23 protein-coding genes are annotated in these 15,233 nt (G+C 37.9%); 11 read left to right on the forward strand and 12 right to left on the reverse strand.

Going from position 1 to position 15,233, the window contains the following annotated elements; translation table 11 throughout:
- Position 1: 1 nt before the first annotated feature.
- Both B7692_RS06635 and B7692_RS06640 read left to right on the forward strand, forming a co-directional pair.
- Positions 2 to 697 carry an ABC transporter ATP-binding protein gene (locus B7692_RS06635; protein WP_084930266.1) on the forward strand — a complete coding sequence of 232 codons (696 nt, stop codon included), beginning with the start codon at positions 2 to 4 and terminating at the stop codon, positions 695 to 697.
- A gap of 15 nt (positions 698 to 712) precedes the next feature.
- Positions 713 to 1,477, forward strand: coding sequence for a hypothetical protein (locus B7692_RS06640; protein WP_084930267.1), 765 nt, complete (start codon positions 713 to 715; stop codon positions 1,475 to 1,477).
- A gap of 205 nt (positions 1,478 to 1,682) precedes the next feature.
- On the opposite strand, the gene B7692_RS11065 is transcribed toward B7692_RS06640, so the two are convergent.
- From B7692_RS11065 to B7692_RS11130, 7 genes are all read right to left on the reverse strand, one after another.
- Positions 1,683 to 1,847 (reverse strand): hypothetical protein, encoded by a 165-nt coding sequence (locus B7692_RS11065; protein ID WP_153198681.1) that lies wholly within the window; start codon positions 1,845 to 1,847, stop codon positions 1,683 to 1,685.
- A 12-nt stretch (positions 1,848 to 1,859) separates the two neighbouring features.
- Positions 1,860 to 2,513, reverse strand: coding sequence for an ABC-2 transporter permease (locus B7692_RS06645; protein ID WP_084930268.1), 654 nt, complete (start codon positions 2,511 to 2,513; stop codon positions 1,860 to 1,862).
- A complete protein-coding gene (locus tag B7692_RS06650; protein WP_001202678.1) occupies positions 2,494 to 3,354 on the reverse strand; it encodes an ABC transporter ATP-binding protein in 861 nt (286 codons plus the stop codon). The genes B7692_RS06645 and B7692_RS06650 overlap by 20 nt, the downstream gene beginning before the upstream one ends.
- An 18-nt stretch (positions 3,355 to 3,372) precedes the next feature.
- On the reverse strand, positions 3,373 to 3,879 hold the full coding sequence (locus tag B7692_RS06655) for a hypothetical protein (protein ID WP_084930269.1): 507 nt from the start codon (positions 3,877 to 3,879) through the stop codon (positions 3,373 to 3,375).
- An 11-nt stretch (positions 3,880 to 3,890) separates the two neighbouring features.
- Positions 3,891 to 4,355 (reverse strand): stage II sporulation protein M, encoded by a 465-nt coding sequence (locus B7692_RS06660; RefSeq protein ID WP_084930270.1) that lies wholly within the window; start codon positions 4,353 to 4,355, stop codon positions 3,891 to 3,893.
- Positions 4,356 to 4,435: 80 nt separating this feature from the next.
- Positions 4,436 to 4,717: a class IIc cyclic bacteriocin gene (locus B7692_RS06665; protein ID WP_084930271.1), complete on the reverse strand. Its 282-nt coding sequence runs from the start codon at positions 4,715 to 4,717 to the stop codon at positions 4,436 to 4,438.
- Positions 4,718 to 4,941: 224 nt separating this feature from the next.
- A complete protein-coding gene (locus B7692_RS11130; RefSeq protein WP_080998538.1) occupies positions 4,942 to 5,115 on the reverse strand; it encodes a PhrA family quorum-sensing system peptide in 174 nt (57 codons plus the stop codon).
- A gap of 189 nt (positions 5,116 to 5,304) precedes the next feature.
- On the opposite strand from B7692_RS11130, the gene B7692_RS06675 reads away from it, so the two are divergent.
- On the forward strand, positions 5,305 to 6,168 hold the full coding sequence (locus B7692_RS06675; RefSeq protein WP_084930272.1) for a helix-turn-helix domain-containing protein: 864 nt from the start codon (positions 5,305 to 5,307) through the stop codon (positions 6,166 to 6,168).
- Between the two features lie 333 nt (positions 6,169 to 6,501).
- On the opposite strand, the gene B7692_RS06680 is transcribed toward B7692_RS06675, so the two are convergent.
- Together B7692_RS06680 and B7692_RS06685 are read right to left on the reverse strand one after the other, a co-directional pair.
- Positions 6,502 to 7,197 (reverse strand): LrgB family protein, encoded by a 696-nt coding sequence (locus B7692_RS06680; protein ID WP_001288952.1) that lies wholly within the window; start codon positions 7,195 to 7,197, stop codon positions 6,502 to 6,504.
- Positions 7,194 to 7,568 carry a CidA/LrgA family protein gene (locus B7692_RS06685; RefSeq protein ID WP_084930273.1) on the reverse strand — a complete coding sequence of 125 codons (375 nt, stop codon included), beginning with the start codon at positions 7,566 to 7,568 and terminating at the stop codon, positions 7,194 to 7,196. Before B7692_RS06685 ends, B7692_RS06680 begins: the two co-directional genes overlap by 4 nt.
- Positions 7,569 to 7,850: 282 nt before the next feature.
- Here B7692_RS06685 and B7692_RS06690 point away from each other — a divergent pair, with 282 nt between their 5' ends.
- From B7692_RS06690 to queF, 7 genes are all read left to right on the forward strand, one after another.
- Complete coding sequence (locus B7692_RS06690; RefSeq protein WP_084930274.1) at positions 7,851 to 8,231, forward strand: MarR family winged helix-turn-helix transcriptional regulator; 381 nt, start codon at positions 7,851 to 7,853, stop codon at positions 8,229 to 8,231.
- Between the two features lie 99 nt (positions 8,232 to 8,330).
- A complete protein-coding gene (locus tag B7692_RS06695) occupies positions 8,331 to 8,552 on the forward strand; it encodes a DUF4649 family protein (RefSeq protein ID WP_049497602.1) in 222 nt (73 codons plus the stop codon).
- A gap of 15 nt (positions 8,553 to 8,567) precedes the next feature.
- On the forward strand, positions 8,568 to 8,882 hold the full coding sequence (gene trxA, locus B7692_RS06700) for a thioredoxin (RefSeq protein ID WP_001029581.1): 315 nt from the start codon (positions 8,568 to 8,570) through the stop codon (positions 8,880 to 8,882).
- 201 nt (positions 8,883 to 9,083) lie between these two features.
- Entirely contained in the window at positions 9,084 to 9,737 is a 654-nt protein-coding gene (queC, locus tag B7692_RS06705) for a 7-cyano-7-deazaguanine synthase QueC (RefSeq protein WP_049497599.1), read from the forward strand.
- Positions 9,737 to 10,180 carry a 6-carboxytetrahydropterin synthase QueD gene (gene queD / locus B7692_RS06710; protein WP_000464573.1) on the forward strand — a complete coding sequence of 148 codons (444 nt, stop codon included), beginning with the start codon at positions 9,737 to 9,739 and terminating at the stop codon, positions 10,178 to 10,180. Before queC ends, queD begins: the two co-directional genes overlap by 1 nt.
- On the forward strand, positions 10,173 to 10,889 hold the full coding sequence (gene queE / locus B7692_RS06715; protein ID WP_023943814.1) for a 7-carboxy-7-deazaguanine synthase QueE: 717 nt from the start codon (positions 10,173 to 10,175) through the stop codon (positions 10,887 to 10,889). The genes queD and queE overlap by 8 nt, the downstream gene beginning before the upstream one ends.
- A gap of 18 nt (positions 10,890 to 10,907) precedes the next feature.
- Entirely contained in the window at positions 10,908 to 11,399 is a 492-nt protein-coding gene (queF, locus tag B7692_RS06720; protein WP_004256094.1) for a preQ(1) synthase, read from the forward strand.
- Between the two features lie 163 nt (positions 11,400 to 11,562).
- Here queF and B7692_RS06730 read toward each other — a convergent pair whose 3' ends face one another.
- Both B7692_RS06730 and B7692_RS06735 read right to left on the reverse strand, forming a co-directional pair.
- Positions 11,563 to 12,231 (reverse strand): MIP/aquaporin family protein, encoded by a 669-nt coding sequence (locus tag B7692_RS06730; protein ID WP_000714814.1) that lies wholly within the window; start codon positions 12,229 to 12,231, stop codon positions 11,563 to 11,565.
- A gap of 143 nt (positions 12,232 to 12,374) precedes the next feature.
- On the reverse strand, positions 12,375 to 12,725 hold the full coding sequence (locus tag B7692_RS06735; RefSeq protein WP_000182731.1) for a winged helix-turn-helix transcriptional regulator: 351 nt from the start codon (positions 12,723 to 12,725) through the stop codon (positions 12,375 to 12,377).
- Between the two features lie 150 nt (positions 12,726 to 12,875).
- Between B7692_RS06735 and B7692_RS06740 the strand changes: the two genes are divergently transcribed.
- Positions 12,876 to 13,265: a nuclear transport factor 2 family protein gene (locus tag B7692_RS06740; RefSeq protein ID WP_084930275.1), complete on the forward strand. Its 390-nt coding sequence runs from the start codon at positions 12,876 to 12,878 to the stop codon at positions 13,263 to 13,265.
- A gap of 168 nt (positions 13,266 to 13,433) precedes the next feature.
- On the opposite strand, the gene pepF is transcribed toward B7692_RS06740, so the two are convergent.
- Complete coding sequence (gene pepF / locus B7692_RS06745; RefSeq protein ID WP_084930276.1) at positions 13,434 to 15,230, reverse strand: oligoendopeptidase F; 1,797 nt, start codon at positions 15,228 to 15,230, stop codon at positions 13,434 to 13,436.
- Between the last annotated feature and the right edge of the window lie 3 nt (positions 15,231 to 15,233).

Raw genomic sequence — 15,233 nt, forward strand, 5'->3', positions numbered from 1 at the left:
TATGTCATTACTAGCATTTGAAAATGTATCCAAATCTTATGGAGCAACCCCAGCCCTTGAAAATGTTTCTCTTGACATCCCAGCTGGAAAAATTGTTGGTCTCCTTGGACCAAACGGCTCAGGGAAAACAACCTTGATTAAACTAATCAATGGCCTCTTACAACCAGATCAAGGACGTGTCCTCATCAACGACATGGACCCAAGTCCAGCAACCAAGGCCATCGTAGCTTATTTGCCGGATACGACCTATCTCAATGAGCAAATGAAGGTCAAAGAAGCCCTAACCTACTTCAAAACCTTCTATAAAGATTTCAATCTTGAACGCGCCCATCATCTACTTTCAGACCTCGGTATTGATGAAAATAGTCGTCTCAAGAAATTATCAAAAGGAAACAAGGAAAAGGTACAACTGATTTTGGTTATGAGCCGTGATGCTCGTCTCTACGTTCTGGACGAACCTATTGGTGGAGTGGACCCAGCAGCCCGTGAGTATATCCTCAATACCATTATCAATAACTACTCACCAACTTCTACCGTTTTGATTTCTACCCACTTGATTTCTGATATCGAGCCAATCTTGGATGAAATTGTCTTCCTCAAAGACGGAAAAGTCGTCCGTCAAGGAAATGTAGATGATATTCGCTATGAGTCAGGTGAATCCATTGACCAACTCTTCCGTCAGGAATTTAAGGCCTAAGCAAAGGAGATTATTATGTTTTGGAATTTAGTTCGCTACGAATTTAAAAATGTTAACAAGTGGTATTTAGCCCTCTACGCTGCTGTTCTCTTCCTCTCTGTTCTTATTGGAATTCAGACACAATCCTTAATCAAACTACCTGAAAAAAATCTATCTGTTCTACTTTTTTTTCTATCTACTGTCTTTGGTGGTTTGATGGTTACACTTGTGATTTCAACTATCTTCTTGATTATTAAACGATTCAAAGGAAGTGTCTATGACCGACAAGGCTATCTGACTTTAACCTTGCCAGTTTCTGAACACCATATCATCACAGCCAAACTAATCGGTGCCTTTATCTGGTCGTTGATTAGCACTGCTGTCTTACTCCTATGTATCTATATTATCTTATTGTCAACAAATTCTGATGCAGTTCAACTTTCTACTCTTCTGTCATTTGTTGCAGAACATTTTACCGGCTTTGGTCTTACTGTCTTATCCTTCCTACTAAATACCATTTCTGGAATCCTCTGCATCTACTTGGCTATTTCCATCGGACAACTTTTCAATGAATACCGTACAGCACTCGCTGTTGCAGCCTACATCGGTATCCAAATCGTCATTGGATTTATTGAAGTTTTCTTCAATACCAGTACTAACTTCTATGTCAATTCACTTGCAGGATTTAATGATAATTTCTATATGGGAGCAAGCGTAGGCATTGTTGAAGAACTCATATTCATAGCTATCTTTTACCTCGGAACCTACTATATTTTGAAAAACAAGGTTAATTTGCAATAGTTTTTAAATAATTTTTACCTAGATATATAACATACTCATAGGACAAAAAGTCTTTAAAATCAGAAAACGCATAATATCAAGTGTTAAAAATCCTTGATATTATGCGTTTTATTGTTAGAAAATTTGCTTTATTTTCTCCTCTAATTGAGTTTTTGCCCAGCCTCAAAACACCAACTTCATTTTACCTACCAAGCACAGTCATTCGTCATTTATTTTTTCCAATATTATCTACGAACTTTGATAAAAAGAGAGGTACCATAGCTATAAAAACTTGCCCTCTTTCTCCCCATGCAAATAAAACGACTGCAAGAACAGCTGAAAAGATTGCTAAACATATAGATATTAGACGACATATTTTCTTATTATTCATAGCACTGCTCCTTTACTTCATAAATATTTTACAATAGATTTTAGTTGAAAGTATAAAAGAAACCCCAATCATGATACTGACCAAAATTATGATACTTATAACTAGAAGGAAATGATTAGCTGAACTAATCCAGTTAATGAAAATCATGCCGAAAGTCGTTTTCTGAAGACCATACACTAATCCCATAACTAACGATAGTACCAGTATATTGACAATCGTATTTCCAAAAGCACCAAAGGCATATACGGAAGGAAGCAATAAGGCTACATACATGATTCCAAAGATTACTCCAATCAATGCCATAATTAAATGTAGATTGAGACTGTATTGATTAAACATGACATGGGTAGCAAGACTTAAACTCAATACTATAGAACTTACCAAAAGAATAAAAGAAATACAAGAGAGATACCGCGCTAAAATTATCTTAGATTTTGAAATTGGAAAAACTCCTACAAATTGATTCCAACCATTCTCACTATCTGATACAACTAAAGTTGTGGGAAGAGAAGCTAAACTTATTGGTAACACTATTAGTAAAAAAATTGTCCCCGATTCTCTTGCAAAGATTGTAATTAAGAATAAGGCTAAGGCAATAAATATTCTATTGATTATCTTTACTTTATTTAAAATAAGTTGCGCATCTTTATATAGTAGTCCTTTCATTTATTCGTTCTCCTTTGACTAAAAACAATAAAATTTCCCAAAGCGTTGCATAATTACTCTCGTCTTTACTCTTGTCAGATACAACTACTAAATATCGAACACTATCACCCTCTTCTAATTTATAATAAATGTCTACTTGATCCATATTGTTCTTTATTTCTGTTTTAATCATAAATCGGTTCAATAAATTTTCTCTGTCTCCCTCTAGAAGAATCTCCCCATTATGGATAAAAATAAAATAATCTGCCGCCTGTTCTAAGTCACTCAAAATATGTGAAGATAAGATTACAGTCATATTCTCTTTTTTAACATACTCTTCTAAAATAGATAAGATCTCTCGCCTAACAATAGGATCCAAGCCACTTGTGGCCTCATCTGCAATTAATAGTCTCGGGCGATGAGCGAGTGCAGACGCAAAATTAAGTTTCACCACCATTCCTCTGGAAAATTCTTTCATCTGTTTTTGAGATGGTAAGTTAAACTTTTGAATAAAAGTGTAAAATAACTTTTTATCCCAACTAGGATAAATCATGCTCATCATTCTTTCAACTTGCTCCACCGAAAATGAAACTGGAAAAAAGTTTTGTTCTAAGACAACCCCTAGTTTCGATTTAATATCTTGCTCATGCTCTGAATAAGTTTGTTCAAAAACCCTTATACTATCCTTCTCAATCTGTAGTTGATTTAAAATCAGATTCAGTAAAGTAGATTTACCAGCTCCGTTTTCACCAATCAGTCCAATAACCTTACCTTCCGGAATCTCTAAGTTACGGACTTGCAATTGAAAATCCCCATACTGCTTGGTTAAATTTTTTATATTAACTATTGATCTGGCTCTCATGTTAACACCTCATCTAAATTATAACATCATGTATAAAATCGTTAAGCTATTCCCTAAAAAAATAAGACTCGCCAATAAAATATTAACTTTATTTGGCACATTAAGTTTTTTTAATTCCAGTAACATCAGCAAAGAAACTAGAACATAGTTAATAACACTAATAAATATAAAATACTGGTTAGTTATTTTCGTTCCTAATCCTAATATTATTAACACAAAATTAGCAATAGAATAAGCTGATATATATGTATAGTAAAGTGAATTTTTTAAATATGATCTACTTACATTAATATCGCAAAATTTATTTAACAATTTACTGATTACATAATAATTTATATGGATATTTAATATAAAAACACCTATAGTTATTATTAGTGATATCACAATAAAAATGAACATGGTATAAACATTAAACTCAAACCGAAATTTATCTTGAAGTATATCTTTTGAAATCAAAATATATCTAACAACAAATATAAATACTGCAAATATACTCAATACAAATAATTTAATATTTTTTATCATATATTCACTCCTTACTCAATAAAATTAATCATTAAGGGTGTAATAAATGCTTCAATTCCTGCCCCAAGTATTAATAGCAAAAAGGATATCTTTAAACGTTTAATAAAATCCTGTTTATCGTAACATCCTTTTCGATGATTGATTATCGTATCAGACAGATAAATATAAGAAAAAACCTCAATAACACCATGTGGTATTACTAATAATAAATAGAACATATTTGGGAAAGAGGAAAGCAACGCTCCTAAAACAATACCATTAGTGATGAAAAAAATATATATAATCATATCCCCCAATAGATAAGCTGAAAGTAGCCATATACTTGCGACAGTATTTTTTAACAAGATTTGTATAAAATCATCAAAGCCGAAAACTACACTTGCATTTGTTATAAATTGCTTTTCAGATGAAAGAGAAAAACACAGCATAATTATAGCACTACAAAGATAGATTGAAAACATATACTTTTTGATCATTATTTGCCCTCATCAATTTCGTATAGAAAATTTTGAAAAATTGAGGAAGTTAGTGTCTTCCCCAATTTTTCAAAATATTATTATGCACTTGCAAGACCAAAAGCAGCCAAAACAGGACCTACCCAAGCAGGAAGTGTAACACCAGCAACAACTGCAAACGCCTCTACAATTGTCCCTCCCGAGGAAACAAATTCCACAATTTCTTGATACCATCCTGGTGCTAATTCGATTCCGAATTTTCCGCAAACCCAGTAGATATTACCTACAGCGACAATAGTTACTACAGATACTAACAAACTAAATAGAAATGCTTTCTCAATTTTATTAAGACCGAATTCTGATGCCATGATACTATTGTTCATTTTATTTACCTCCTTGTTAATAAACTCCGTTACAATAAATGATCATATTATCAAAATAATAAAATTACTAGCACATTGGAATCACTCCTTCTCTTAAAATTATATTAAACAAGATATTTTCAAGATGTACTTTATCTCTCTTTCTAGATATAAGACACATCTGTCATTACGCGAATTTTCTATCTGCAAAAAACATGAAAATCTTAATTATTAGCATAAACTTACTAATCTGCTTTGCCAACATCAAGACCTGTAGATTTATTTTGTACTTGAATCCTCACTTCGTGGAATTTACCATCTTGTATAACTTGTCGATATGGGAAAATAGCACTAACTGAAATTATGCCTAATAATAAAAATGATAACAATCTTTTAATTCCATAAACTTTCTTCATCATTTTGAATCCCCTTTCCTTTTTATAATCTAATTCTATCAAATTATATATGATTTGTCAATGATTTTATAACATTTTGTACTTTTTTTTTTTTTTATTCTTATATAGCATATCTTGCTTTTAAAATTTGCTAATAAAGTCTAAAAGTCGTATACTATTAAGTAGTACAATTACTGAAAGGACATATTTTTTATGAATACACTCGCCGAAAAACTTAGGTTAAAGCGAAAGGAACTTGGTCTCTCCCAACAAACTCTTGCAGAAGGAATTTGTGAACAAAGCCAGATTAGTAAAATTGAGAGAGGGCATTTCATTCCCTCCGCAGACCTTTTGTTCAAACTCTCACAACGACTTGAAGTACCATTAGATTATTTTTTTAATGAACAAATTGAAATTAAATCTAACCTCTCTAATTTCAAGCAATTATCTGCTCGACTATTAGATGACAGAAATTATGACGATTTGGAATATATTTATAGAATAGAGATTGAGCGAAGCACCTTTCTAACACTAGAAGACCGAACTTACCTTGAATGGATTAAAGCTATTATTGACTTCTATCAATATGACAGTAAGTGTGAGGCAATTTCTTCATTGGAAAATATATTATTAAAAGTCTCTTCAAATACTCTGATTTATTTAAAGGCGTTGAATACTCTATCTAATTTCTATTCCTTAGTGGGTCGTGAACAAGAATATGAGGCAAACTACTCTCATTTGATGGAGTTATATCAGACAAAAAATTTTGAGCATCAGGAGTTTTTATTTGGTTACATCAGAGTTCGTTACAACTACGCTCACTACCTAGTATCAAAGGAAAAATATAACGAAGCCATCCAAGAAGCTCTTGAGACGATTGAACTCTGTAAACAAAGACAGACAAGCTACCAACTGGCTCCTCTACTTATTCTTGTAGGAAATGCTGGAGCCAAATTTCTAGACAAAGAACAAGTCAAAAATTATTATATAGAAGCAAGAGAGTTATGTAAGATTTATAACAATCCTTTAATGTTGATGAAGATAGAAAATTATTTGAAGGAATTAGATACTGTTTAATTTATCCTATCATTAGAATTCTTCTTAAACTTTGAATAACCCCTAAAGCTAATAACCAGCTTGATTCAAATTCACTTCATAAATTAGTGGTATTTTGAGGTTTTATTTTATCAAGTATGTTGGCAAATTTCTCTAATCTTCTAACTTCATTATAGAACTTTCGGTATCAAAAGAGGCTGGGACAAAAGTCTAACCTTAAATATAAAAAGCGAACAAAACGAGTTATCTGAAACTTAGAATTCTGTTTTGTTCGCTTTTTTATCTAATCTATCGATTTTAAAATTTTATAATAAAGAATTCCTAAAATCAAAATCTTTTTGTCCCAGCCTCTTTTTAACTCAATATCAAACTGGCTACAATGGGGCTGACAAAGACATAGAGAATACCGGTGACACCGATAGCCAAGCCACCCATGGCTCCTGCTACAGAACCATATCGAAAGGCTGTCCCTGTTCCGACTGCATGGCCTGTTCCTCCAAGGGAAAGACCAACAGCTACTGGGTCGTCAATTTTCAACCACTTCAAAAGGGTTGGGCCGATGACACTGGTTAAAATCCCAGTTGCCACTACAACCACCAAGGTCACGGTCGTCAGACCTTGCAATTTTTCTGTGATTCCCACTGCCATGGCGGTTGTTACTGACTTGGGAAAGAGAGAAATGGCTAGGAAAAAGTCCATTCCAAAAATCTTAGCTACAAGGGCTGTGAAAGAGGTATTGACAACTACTGCTAACAGACTACCAAAGAGAATACTCCGTGCATGGTGCTTCATCAAGTGAAAACTCTTATAAAGGGGAATCCCTAGAGCCACGGTCGATGGGACAATCAAGTTGTTCAGATAAACCCCACCTTGGTAGTAATCTTGGTAAGAAATACCCGTCACCTTTAGAAAGATGATAATGAAAACAGCTGACAAAAGCAAGGGCGTTGTCAAAGGATGGGGAAAACGTCTGTAAATCAGCATTCCTACTAGATAGGCTAAGATAGACAGGGCAAGCCCAAACAGGGGATTGGAAACAAATTCACTCATTTGGTATCTCCTTTCTCATAATCTCCCTCAAACCGTCGTTTGATAAACTGAACCACCAAGGCTATGAGGATAATATTGATAACAGCTGCAAAAAAGACAATCAAAACAATTGGCAAAAGATAGGGAGCAATCACATCAAACTTCTCCATGATCCCCACTGCTGGTGGCAAAAAGAGAATGGTCATATTGGCCAGCAAGAAATTCCCCACCATATTGACATGCCTGGTTCTCAGCCACTTGAATTGTATGGCTAGAAAGAGAATAATCAAACCGATAATACTGCCGGGGATGGGCAAATGAAAGAAACTGGAAATTCCCTCTCCGATTAGAGAAATCACAAAGAGAATCATTAATTGAACATATAATTTCATCCTAAACTCCACGAAATAGACTTCTTGCATACCAGTTTACTCTTTTTTCAGAAAATTTCAAGGAAATACACAAGAGTTGATGAAAGTTTGAGAAGAAAGGGGATACAGGCAATTGAAGACTAGCATAAACAGGCGTAATTTAGGATAAAAGATTTCATCATCCTTCTTGCCAGCCTTCTTGAAAAGTAGTATAATTATTGCATGCGCAATCATCTTGTGATACAGAAATTGTCCGTGAATGGACTTTCTTCTATTTACGACTCTAAAAAGAAAGGAGATACTATGACCTATTTGGAAAAATGGTTTGACTTCAATCGTCGTCAGAAAGAAATTGAAGGTCTCTTGGAAGAGACTATTGCCCAACAGAGTGACCAAAGTCTGACCTTAAAAGAGTTTTACCTGCTCTACTATCTGGACTTGGCCCAAGAAAAATCTCTACGACAGATTGATCTGCCAGATAAACTTCATCTGAGCCCGAGCGCTGTTTCTCGGATGGTGGCTCGCTTAGAAGCTAAAAATTGTGGTCTACTCAGTCGCAGGTGTTGTGATCAAGATAGACGCTCTAGCTTTATCTGCCTGACAGGTGATGGGCAAAAAGCACTGGCCTCTCTACAGAAGGCTGTCGAATCAAGCTTGGAAACTAGTTTGGATTTCTTGATTTAAGATGATTTTAGAAAAAAGTTGCGTGCGCAATCATTTTTCTTGACATTCTCTTTTACAAGGAGTAAAATAAAGTCATCATTAAACAAAGGAGTTTTTAAAATGATTGAAATTACCTATCTAGATGCCAGCAAGAACGAAAGAACTATAACCTTCGATTCTTATGAAGACTTTGATCGTTCACAACAAGCTTGCCTTATCGGCGTCGCAGACTACTACCCTGTCCAAAAATTAACTTACAACGGTCATGATTTGGACTACCATGGGACTTATGGAGATATCTTCTTCTATCTCAAGAAACAAGATTTAAGCCAATATAACTAAAAAAGGAGAAATACAATGGCAAAAGCAATTACAGATGCAACATTCGAACAAGAAACAAAAGACGGTTTGGTCTTGGTAGACTTCTGGGCAACTTGGTGTGGTCCATGTCGTATGCAAGGTCCAATCTTGGATAAATTGTCTGAAGAACTTTCAGAAGATGTCTTGAAAATCGTTAAAATGGACGTTGATGAAAATCCAAACACAGCTCGTGCCTTTGGAATCATGTCTATCCCAACTCTTCTCTTCAAAAAAGACGGCCAAGTGGTAAAACAAGTTGCTGGTGTTCACACAGCAGAACAAATCAAGGCCATCGTTGCTGAATTGAGCTAATCAAAAGAGAGACCAAGTACTTTATTTGGTCTCTTTTTTCTTGCCCTTTGCCATTTTTCAAAAAATATGCTAGACTGTAGGTAGAATATTACGATGTTTGGGACATGCCATCGCTAAAAAAAACCTCTACTTGGTATTTTTTAGCTCCCTCATGGGAGCTTTTTGCGTGCTCTGAACATTTCCCATTTTGGAAGGAGTACTATGAAACGTCAATCAGCCTTGGTCGTCTTTAGTGGCGGTCAAGATTCTACAACCTGCCTCTTTTGGGCTAAAGAACACTATGAAACAGTCGAAGCTGTCACCTTTGCCTATGGTCAGCGTCATCACCTCGAAATTCAAGTGGCCAAAGAAATCGCTGAGGAACAGGGTATTCGTCATCATATTCTAGATATGTCTCTGCTGGGACAAATCACTGAAAATGCCTTGACTTCTGATCTAGAGATTGAGCAAAAAGAGGGAGAGGTTCCCAATACCTTTGTTGACGGTCGCAACCACCTCTTTCTGTCCTTTGCGGCAGTCCTTGCTAAGCAACGAGGCATTAAAGATATCGTGACAGGTGTCTGCGAGACAGACTTCTCAGGCTACCCCGATTGTCGAGATGTCTTTGTCAAATCTCTTAATGTTACCCTCAACCTGGCCATGGATTACGACTTTGTTATCCAAACACCTCTCATGTGGCTAGACAAGGCTGAAACTTGGGAATTAGCCGACCAACTCGGTGCCTTTGACTATGTTCGTGAAAAGACCTTAACCTGCTACAACGGGATTATCGGAAGTGGCTGTGGAGATTGCCCAGCCTGCCACCTACGTCAACATGGGTTAGATGTTTATCTCTCACAGAAAGGAGAGGCCTAATGTTTTTTGCACCCAAAGAAATCAAACAGGAAACTGGGGAGTCTCTAGTTTACAATCCTCACAGAACCTTGGTATCAAAAGAATTTACCTTCGATGCTGCCCACCACCTCTTTCACTATGAGGGAAAATGCAAATCCCTGCACGGCCACACCTATCATCTGCAGATTGCTGTTAGTGGATTTTTAGATGAACGTGGCATGACCTACGATTTCGGAGACATCAAAGCAATCTACAAGAACTACTTAGAACCCCACTTGGATCATCGCTATCTCAATGAAACTCTTCCCTATATGAACACGACTGCTGAAAATATGGTTTACTGGATTTTCCAAACCATGAACCAAGAGTTGCCAGACGAACGTGGTCTCCGTTTGGAATATGTTCGCCTCTATGAAACTCCGACTGCCTTTGCAGAGTTTAGACGGGAGTGGTTAGATGACTAGGGAACGTGTCCTCAAACTACCAGTTCTAGAAATTTTTGGCCCAACCTTTCAAGGCGAAGGTCGTGCAATCGGGCAGAAAACCATGTTTGTCCGCACTGCTGGTTGCGACTACCACTGCGACTGGTGCGATTCTGCCTTTACTTGGGATGGTTCTGAAAAACCAACTCGCATGACAGCTGACGAGGTCATTGCTGAGTTGGATAAATTAGGGAGCTACGACTATGTAACCCTATCTGGGGGAAATCCTGCTATCCTAGCAGCCAACATGGCTGAGCTAGTCACCAAACTCAAGGAACGTGGTGTCACTCTGGCTGTTGAAACTCAAGGCTCTCGCTGGCAAAATTGGTTGAAAGACATCGACCAGGTCACTCTGAGTCCCAAACCTCCTTCATCCAAGATGGAAGTCAACTTTGAGACCCTGGACTTTATCGTTTCCCAACTGGATCCAGACAAGGTCACCTTTAAAATCCCTGTCTTTGATGATGCAGATTTAGCCTTTGCTAAAGGAATACAAGAACGCTACCAACCAGATGTGCTCTTCTTATCGGCTGGAAATCCTGAGCCCAAGGCCACAGGCAATATTATCCAAGATCAACTGAACCGTCTCAAAGAACTCTGGGAACGCGTCGCTACTGACGATAGCTGGGGCAATGTCCGCGTCCTTCCTCAACTCCATACCCTCCTCTACGATAATCAACGTGGTGTTTAAGATTAGAAAGAAAAAATCATGTCACAACAAGAAGAAATGAAAAACCTAAGCCTACTAGGCAACAAAGAAACCAACTACATTTTCGAGTATCAACCAGAAGTCCTGGAATCCTTTGACAATCGTCATGTGGAAAATGACTATTTCATTAAATTTAACTGTCCTGAATTTACCTCACTTTGCCCAATCACTGCTCAACCAGACTTTGCGACCATTTATATTTCCTACATCCCTGACAAGCTCTGTGTTGAGTCAAAATCCCTCAAACTCTACCTCTTTAGCTACCGAAACCACGGAGATTTCCACGAAAACTGTATCAACACCATCGGGAAAGACTTGGTCAACTTGCTAAACCCTCGTTATTTAGAAGTCTGGGGAAAATTCACTCCGCGCGGTGGTATCTCAATTGACCCCTACTACAACTACGGTAAGCCTGGAACTAAGTATGAAGGCTTGGCAGAACAACGCCTCTTTCAACACGACCTTTATCCAGAGAAAATTGACAACCGTTAATACTCTTCGAAAATCAAATTCAAACCGCGTCAACGTCGCCTTGCCGTACTCAAGTACAGCCTGCGGCTAGTTTCCTAGTTTGCTCTTTGATTTTCATTGAGTATAAACAGATAAGAAAAAGCCCTGTTCCTCAAATCGAGGAGCAAGGCTTTTTGAGTTTCAATTATTCTTCTGTTCCAAGGAAGTTTTTAGCAACAAGGGCTGCAAGAATCCCACCAACGATTGGAGCAAGGATGAAAATCCATACTTGTTGAAGGGCTGAGCCACCTACCAAGACAGCTGGTGCCAAGCTACGAGCTGGGTTTACTGAAAGTCCAGTAATGTTCAATCCCACAAGGATCATGGCCATCAAGGACAAACCGATTACCAAACCAGCAATCGCTCCATTGCCCTTGCTTTCTGAAGTCACGGTCATGATAACCAAGACAAACAAGAAGGTTGCGATTGTTTCAAACAAGAAACCACCAAAGACAGTGACACCGTTTGCCAAGGCATTTTCACCAAGACTAGTAGTTGACATCCCTGAGTTCGCCAAGAGGAAGAATAGCGCAGCTGATGCAAGGAAAGCTCCAACTACTTGCCCAAGGATGTAGTTAACAAGCTCCGAAGATGACAAACGTTTGTTTACAAACATAGCGATCGAAACCGCTGGGTTCAAGTGAGCACCTGAAACAGTTCCGATTGAGTAAGCAGCAACCACGATTGCCAGACCAAAGGCAAAGGCGATTCCAAGGTGACCTAAGCCATCAAGACCATTTCCAAAAACAACAGCTCCTGTCCCAATGAACACAAGCATGAAAGTACCGATTAATTCAGCAACAAATTTTTTCATTTTCTTTCTCCTTTTTTCAAAAACTAGATACTAGTCTATCAAAAGAGGGAAAGGGTTTCAAGAAAATTGATTGGAAATTTCAGGTTTGACTTACTGTCCTTTAATTGAGAGATTCGATAAAAAATACATTCCCTATATAGGTATTATCTGTTACTTATCTCATTAGCATTTAGCAACTTGATATAATCTAGACCCCATTTCTCGACAGCATCTAAAACAACTCTGAATTCCTGCCCCATTTCGGTTAAGCTGTACTCAACTCGTGGTGGAACTTCGGCATAGACCTTTCGTTGAACAATCTTATCCTTTTCTAATTGACGGAGATGACGAGTCAAAATAGTTTGAGTAATCCCAGGCAATAATCTCTGCAATTCTTTAAATCGTTTGGTACCCGTACTCAACTGATAAATGATTACCAGTGCCCATTTCCCCGTTAAAACCCTCTGCGTTGTCGCAAATGGACAAATACCATACTCACTCACTTTATTTGTCATAAAATATCTTCTTTCTATTTTTTTAAAAAAATTTATCTTTTAGTATCAATAAAAGTACTACTTTTGTTACTAGATATCAAAAAAGTATCTACTTGTTTTTTTGTTTGTAACTGTTACAATTATATCATAAAAAAGAAATGGAGAATAGATATGTCAACAAACTTAGAAATTTTCAATGCTTATAACCAAGCTTTAATTGCTGGTGACTTTCCTGGTGTCTTTGAAACGATGGCAGACGATATTGTCTGGCATCAACCTGGTAATCATAGTATATCTGGTTCAGTTGTTGGTAAGGACAAGCTAGGAACTCACCTAGCTACATTTGCTGAGAAAACTAATGGAACCTTTAAGGTGATAACAAATTGGGTTTCTGATAATAAGGATTTTGTCGCAGCTAATGTTACTTTTCTTGGAACACGGGCTGATGGTACTGAACTAAATATGAACGGGATTGACCTCTTCCGTATTGAAGACGGAAAAATCAAAGAAGTTTGGCTCTTCTCTTCAGATCAAGCTGAAGAAGATAGCTTTTGGGGATAATTTAAGAGGTCAGGACAAAAAATTTTGATTTTAGGAATTCTTTATTATAAATTTTTAAAATCGATAGATTAGAAAAAAAGCGAACAAGACGGAATTCTGAGTGTCAGATAACTCGTTTTGTTCGTTTTTTATATTTAAGGTTAAACTTTTGTCCCAGACTATTTTAATTTACTCTCCCAACTGGGCACTGTAGGCGATAATCTGGTCAACTGTGTCTGACAAGAATTGGATGGTATCACGGAGTGGTTTGTCTGTCGAAATATCGGCTCCGATAATCATAGCTGACTCAAGTGGTGTCTTGCTACCACCTGACTTAAGGAGATTGAGCCAGTCTTCAGCTCCGGTTTCTGAATGTTTCAGATGAAGGTAACCAGCTGTCGAGATAACTAGTCCTGCTGAGTAAGTATAACTATACAAGCCCATGTAGTAGTGAGCTTGGCGCATCCAAGTCAGAGCTGCATCATCATCAATCTCAATAGCATCTCCCCAGAAATCCGTCAAGACTTCCTTCATAATACTGTTGAGTTGGCTTGCCCCGAAGGTTTCTCCTTCTTCAATCAATGTATAAACCTTACGCTGGAAGGCTGCTTCCAAAAGGTGAGTGATAAAGTTATGGAAGTAGGTGTCTGTCAAGCGGTGAGCCAGAGCGAAGCGTTTTTGACGTGGGTCGTCAGATTGGTGCTCCAAGTAGTCACTGAGAAGCAATTCATTGAAAGTTGACGGTGCTTCAACATAGTAGGTCGACATGTGGGCATTGAAGTAACTCTGATGATTATCCGAAAAGATGAATTGACCAGAATGCCCGATTTCATGAATCAAGGTATAGACATCGCTCAAACGACCTGTCCAGCTCATGAGGACATAAGGATGTACGCGATATGGGTCCGCTGCATAGCCACCAGAATCCTTGCCACTATTGGCAGCAAAGTCCACCCAGCGCTCTTCTTGATAGCGAGCAACTTCCTGACAATATTCTCGCCCCAAAGGTTCTACCGACTTCATGACCAAATCATAGGCATCGTCGATACTTACCTCAGGATTCAGAGCACTGTCCAAGTCCAATTTCCAGTCTGCAAAGGTCATCTTTTCAAGACCATTAACCTTGGCAACATGCTTGAGGTATCTCTGAGCAACGGGCGCAAAATCCTTCATGATGAGGTCAATCTGACGATCAAACATAGCACGGTCCACTTCTTGCTCAGCCAGAAGATAATCAAAGACTGAGTCGTAACCCTTCATATCTGCCAGTAGTTTTTCAGACTTGACTTGGGCTAGATAGGCTGCAGCTGCTGTATTCTGGTGCTTACGGAGTCCTTCTGAGAAAGAACGGAAAGATTTCTCACGAACCTCAGTGTCCTCATGATTTTGGTAGAAATTTTCATAGGTAACAAAGCTATTTTTGTAGGTCTTGCCATGAGCTTCAAAGTCAGCCATTTCAAAGTCCCCAGCTCGCATCTTAGTATAAATGTCCTGTGGACTGTAGAAAACTTCACCGAGATTGGTCAAGGCTTTCTCCACATCTGCTCCTAGGTAGTGAGCTTTTTTGATTTTTGCCTGACGAATAGCTGCCGTCAGGTGAGGTAATTCACCCAAACGATCCAAAACTTCCTCATCAGCTTCCACCAAGGCATCGTCAAAGAAGGTCAAGGCTACGCTGGCATCTGTTTCAAATTCCATCCCGGCTTGGGCAATGTTAGCAAATTCTTCATTGCTATAGTCTGTCGTCTGTGGCATAAAGCCATAGTTACCAATATGGCTCATCTGAATGTAGATCTGTTCCAATTCCACAAAAGCCTTCTCAAAATCCTCAAAAGTGTGTAGATTGCCCTTGTAATCACGGCTAAATTGATTGATGTCTTCGCGAGCCTTCTCGATTGCACGCAAGAAATCCTCACGGTCTTGGTATAGGGCTGTTAAATCCCAAAGTTCCTTCTCTGGAAATTCTGTACGGTGTTTTTGTTCCATTTT

The sequence above is a fragment of the Streptococcus mitis genome (genome assembly GCF_002096925.1).
GTDB lineage: Bacteria > Bacillota > Bacilli > Lactobacillales > Streptococcaceae > Streptococcus > Streptococcus mitis_AF.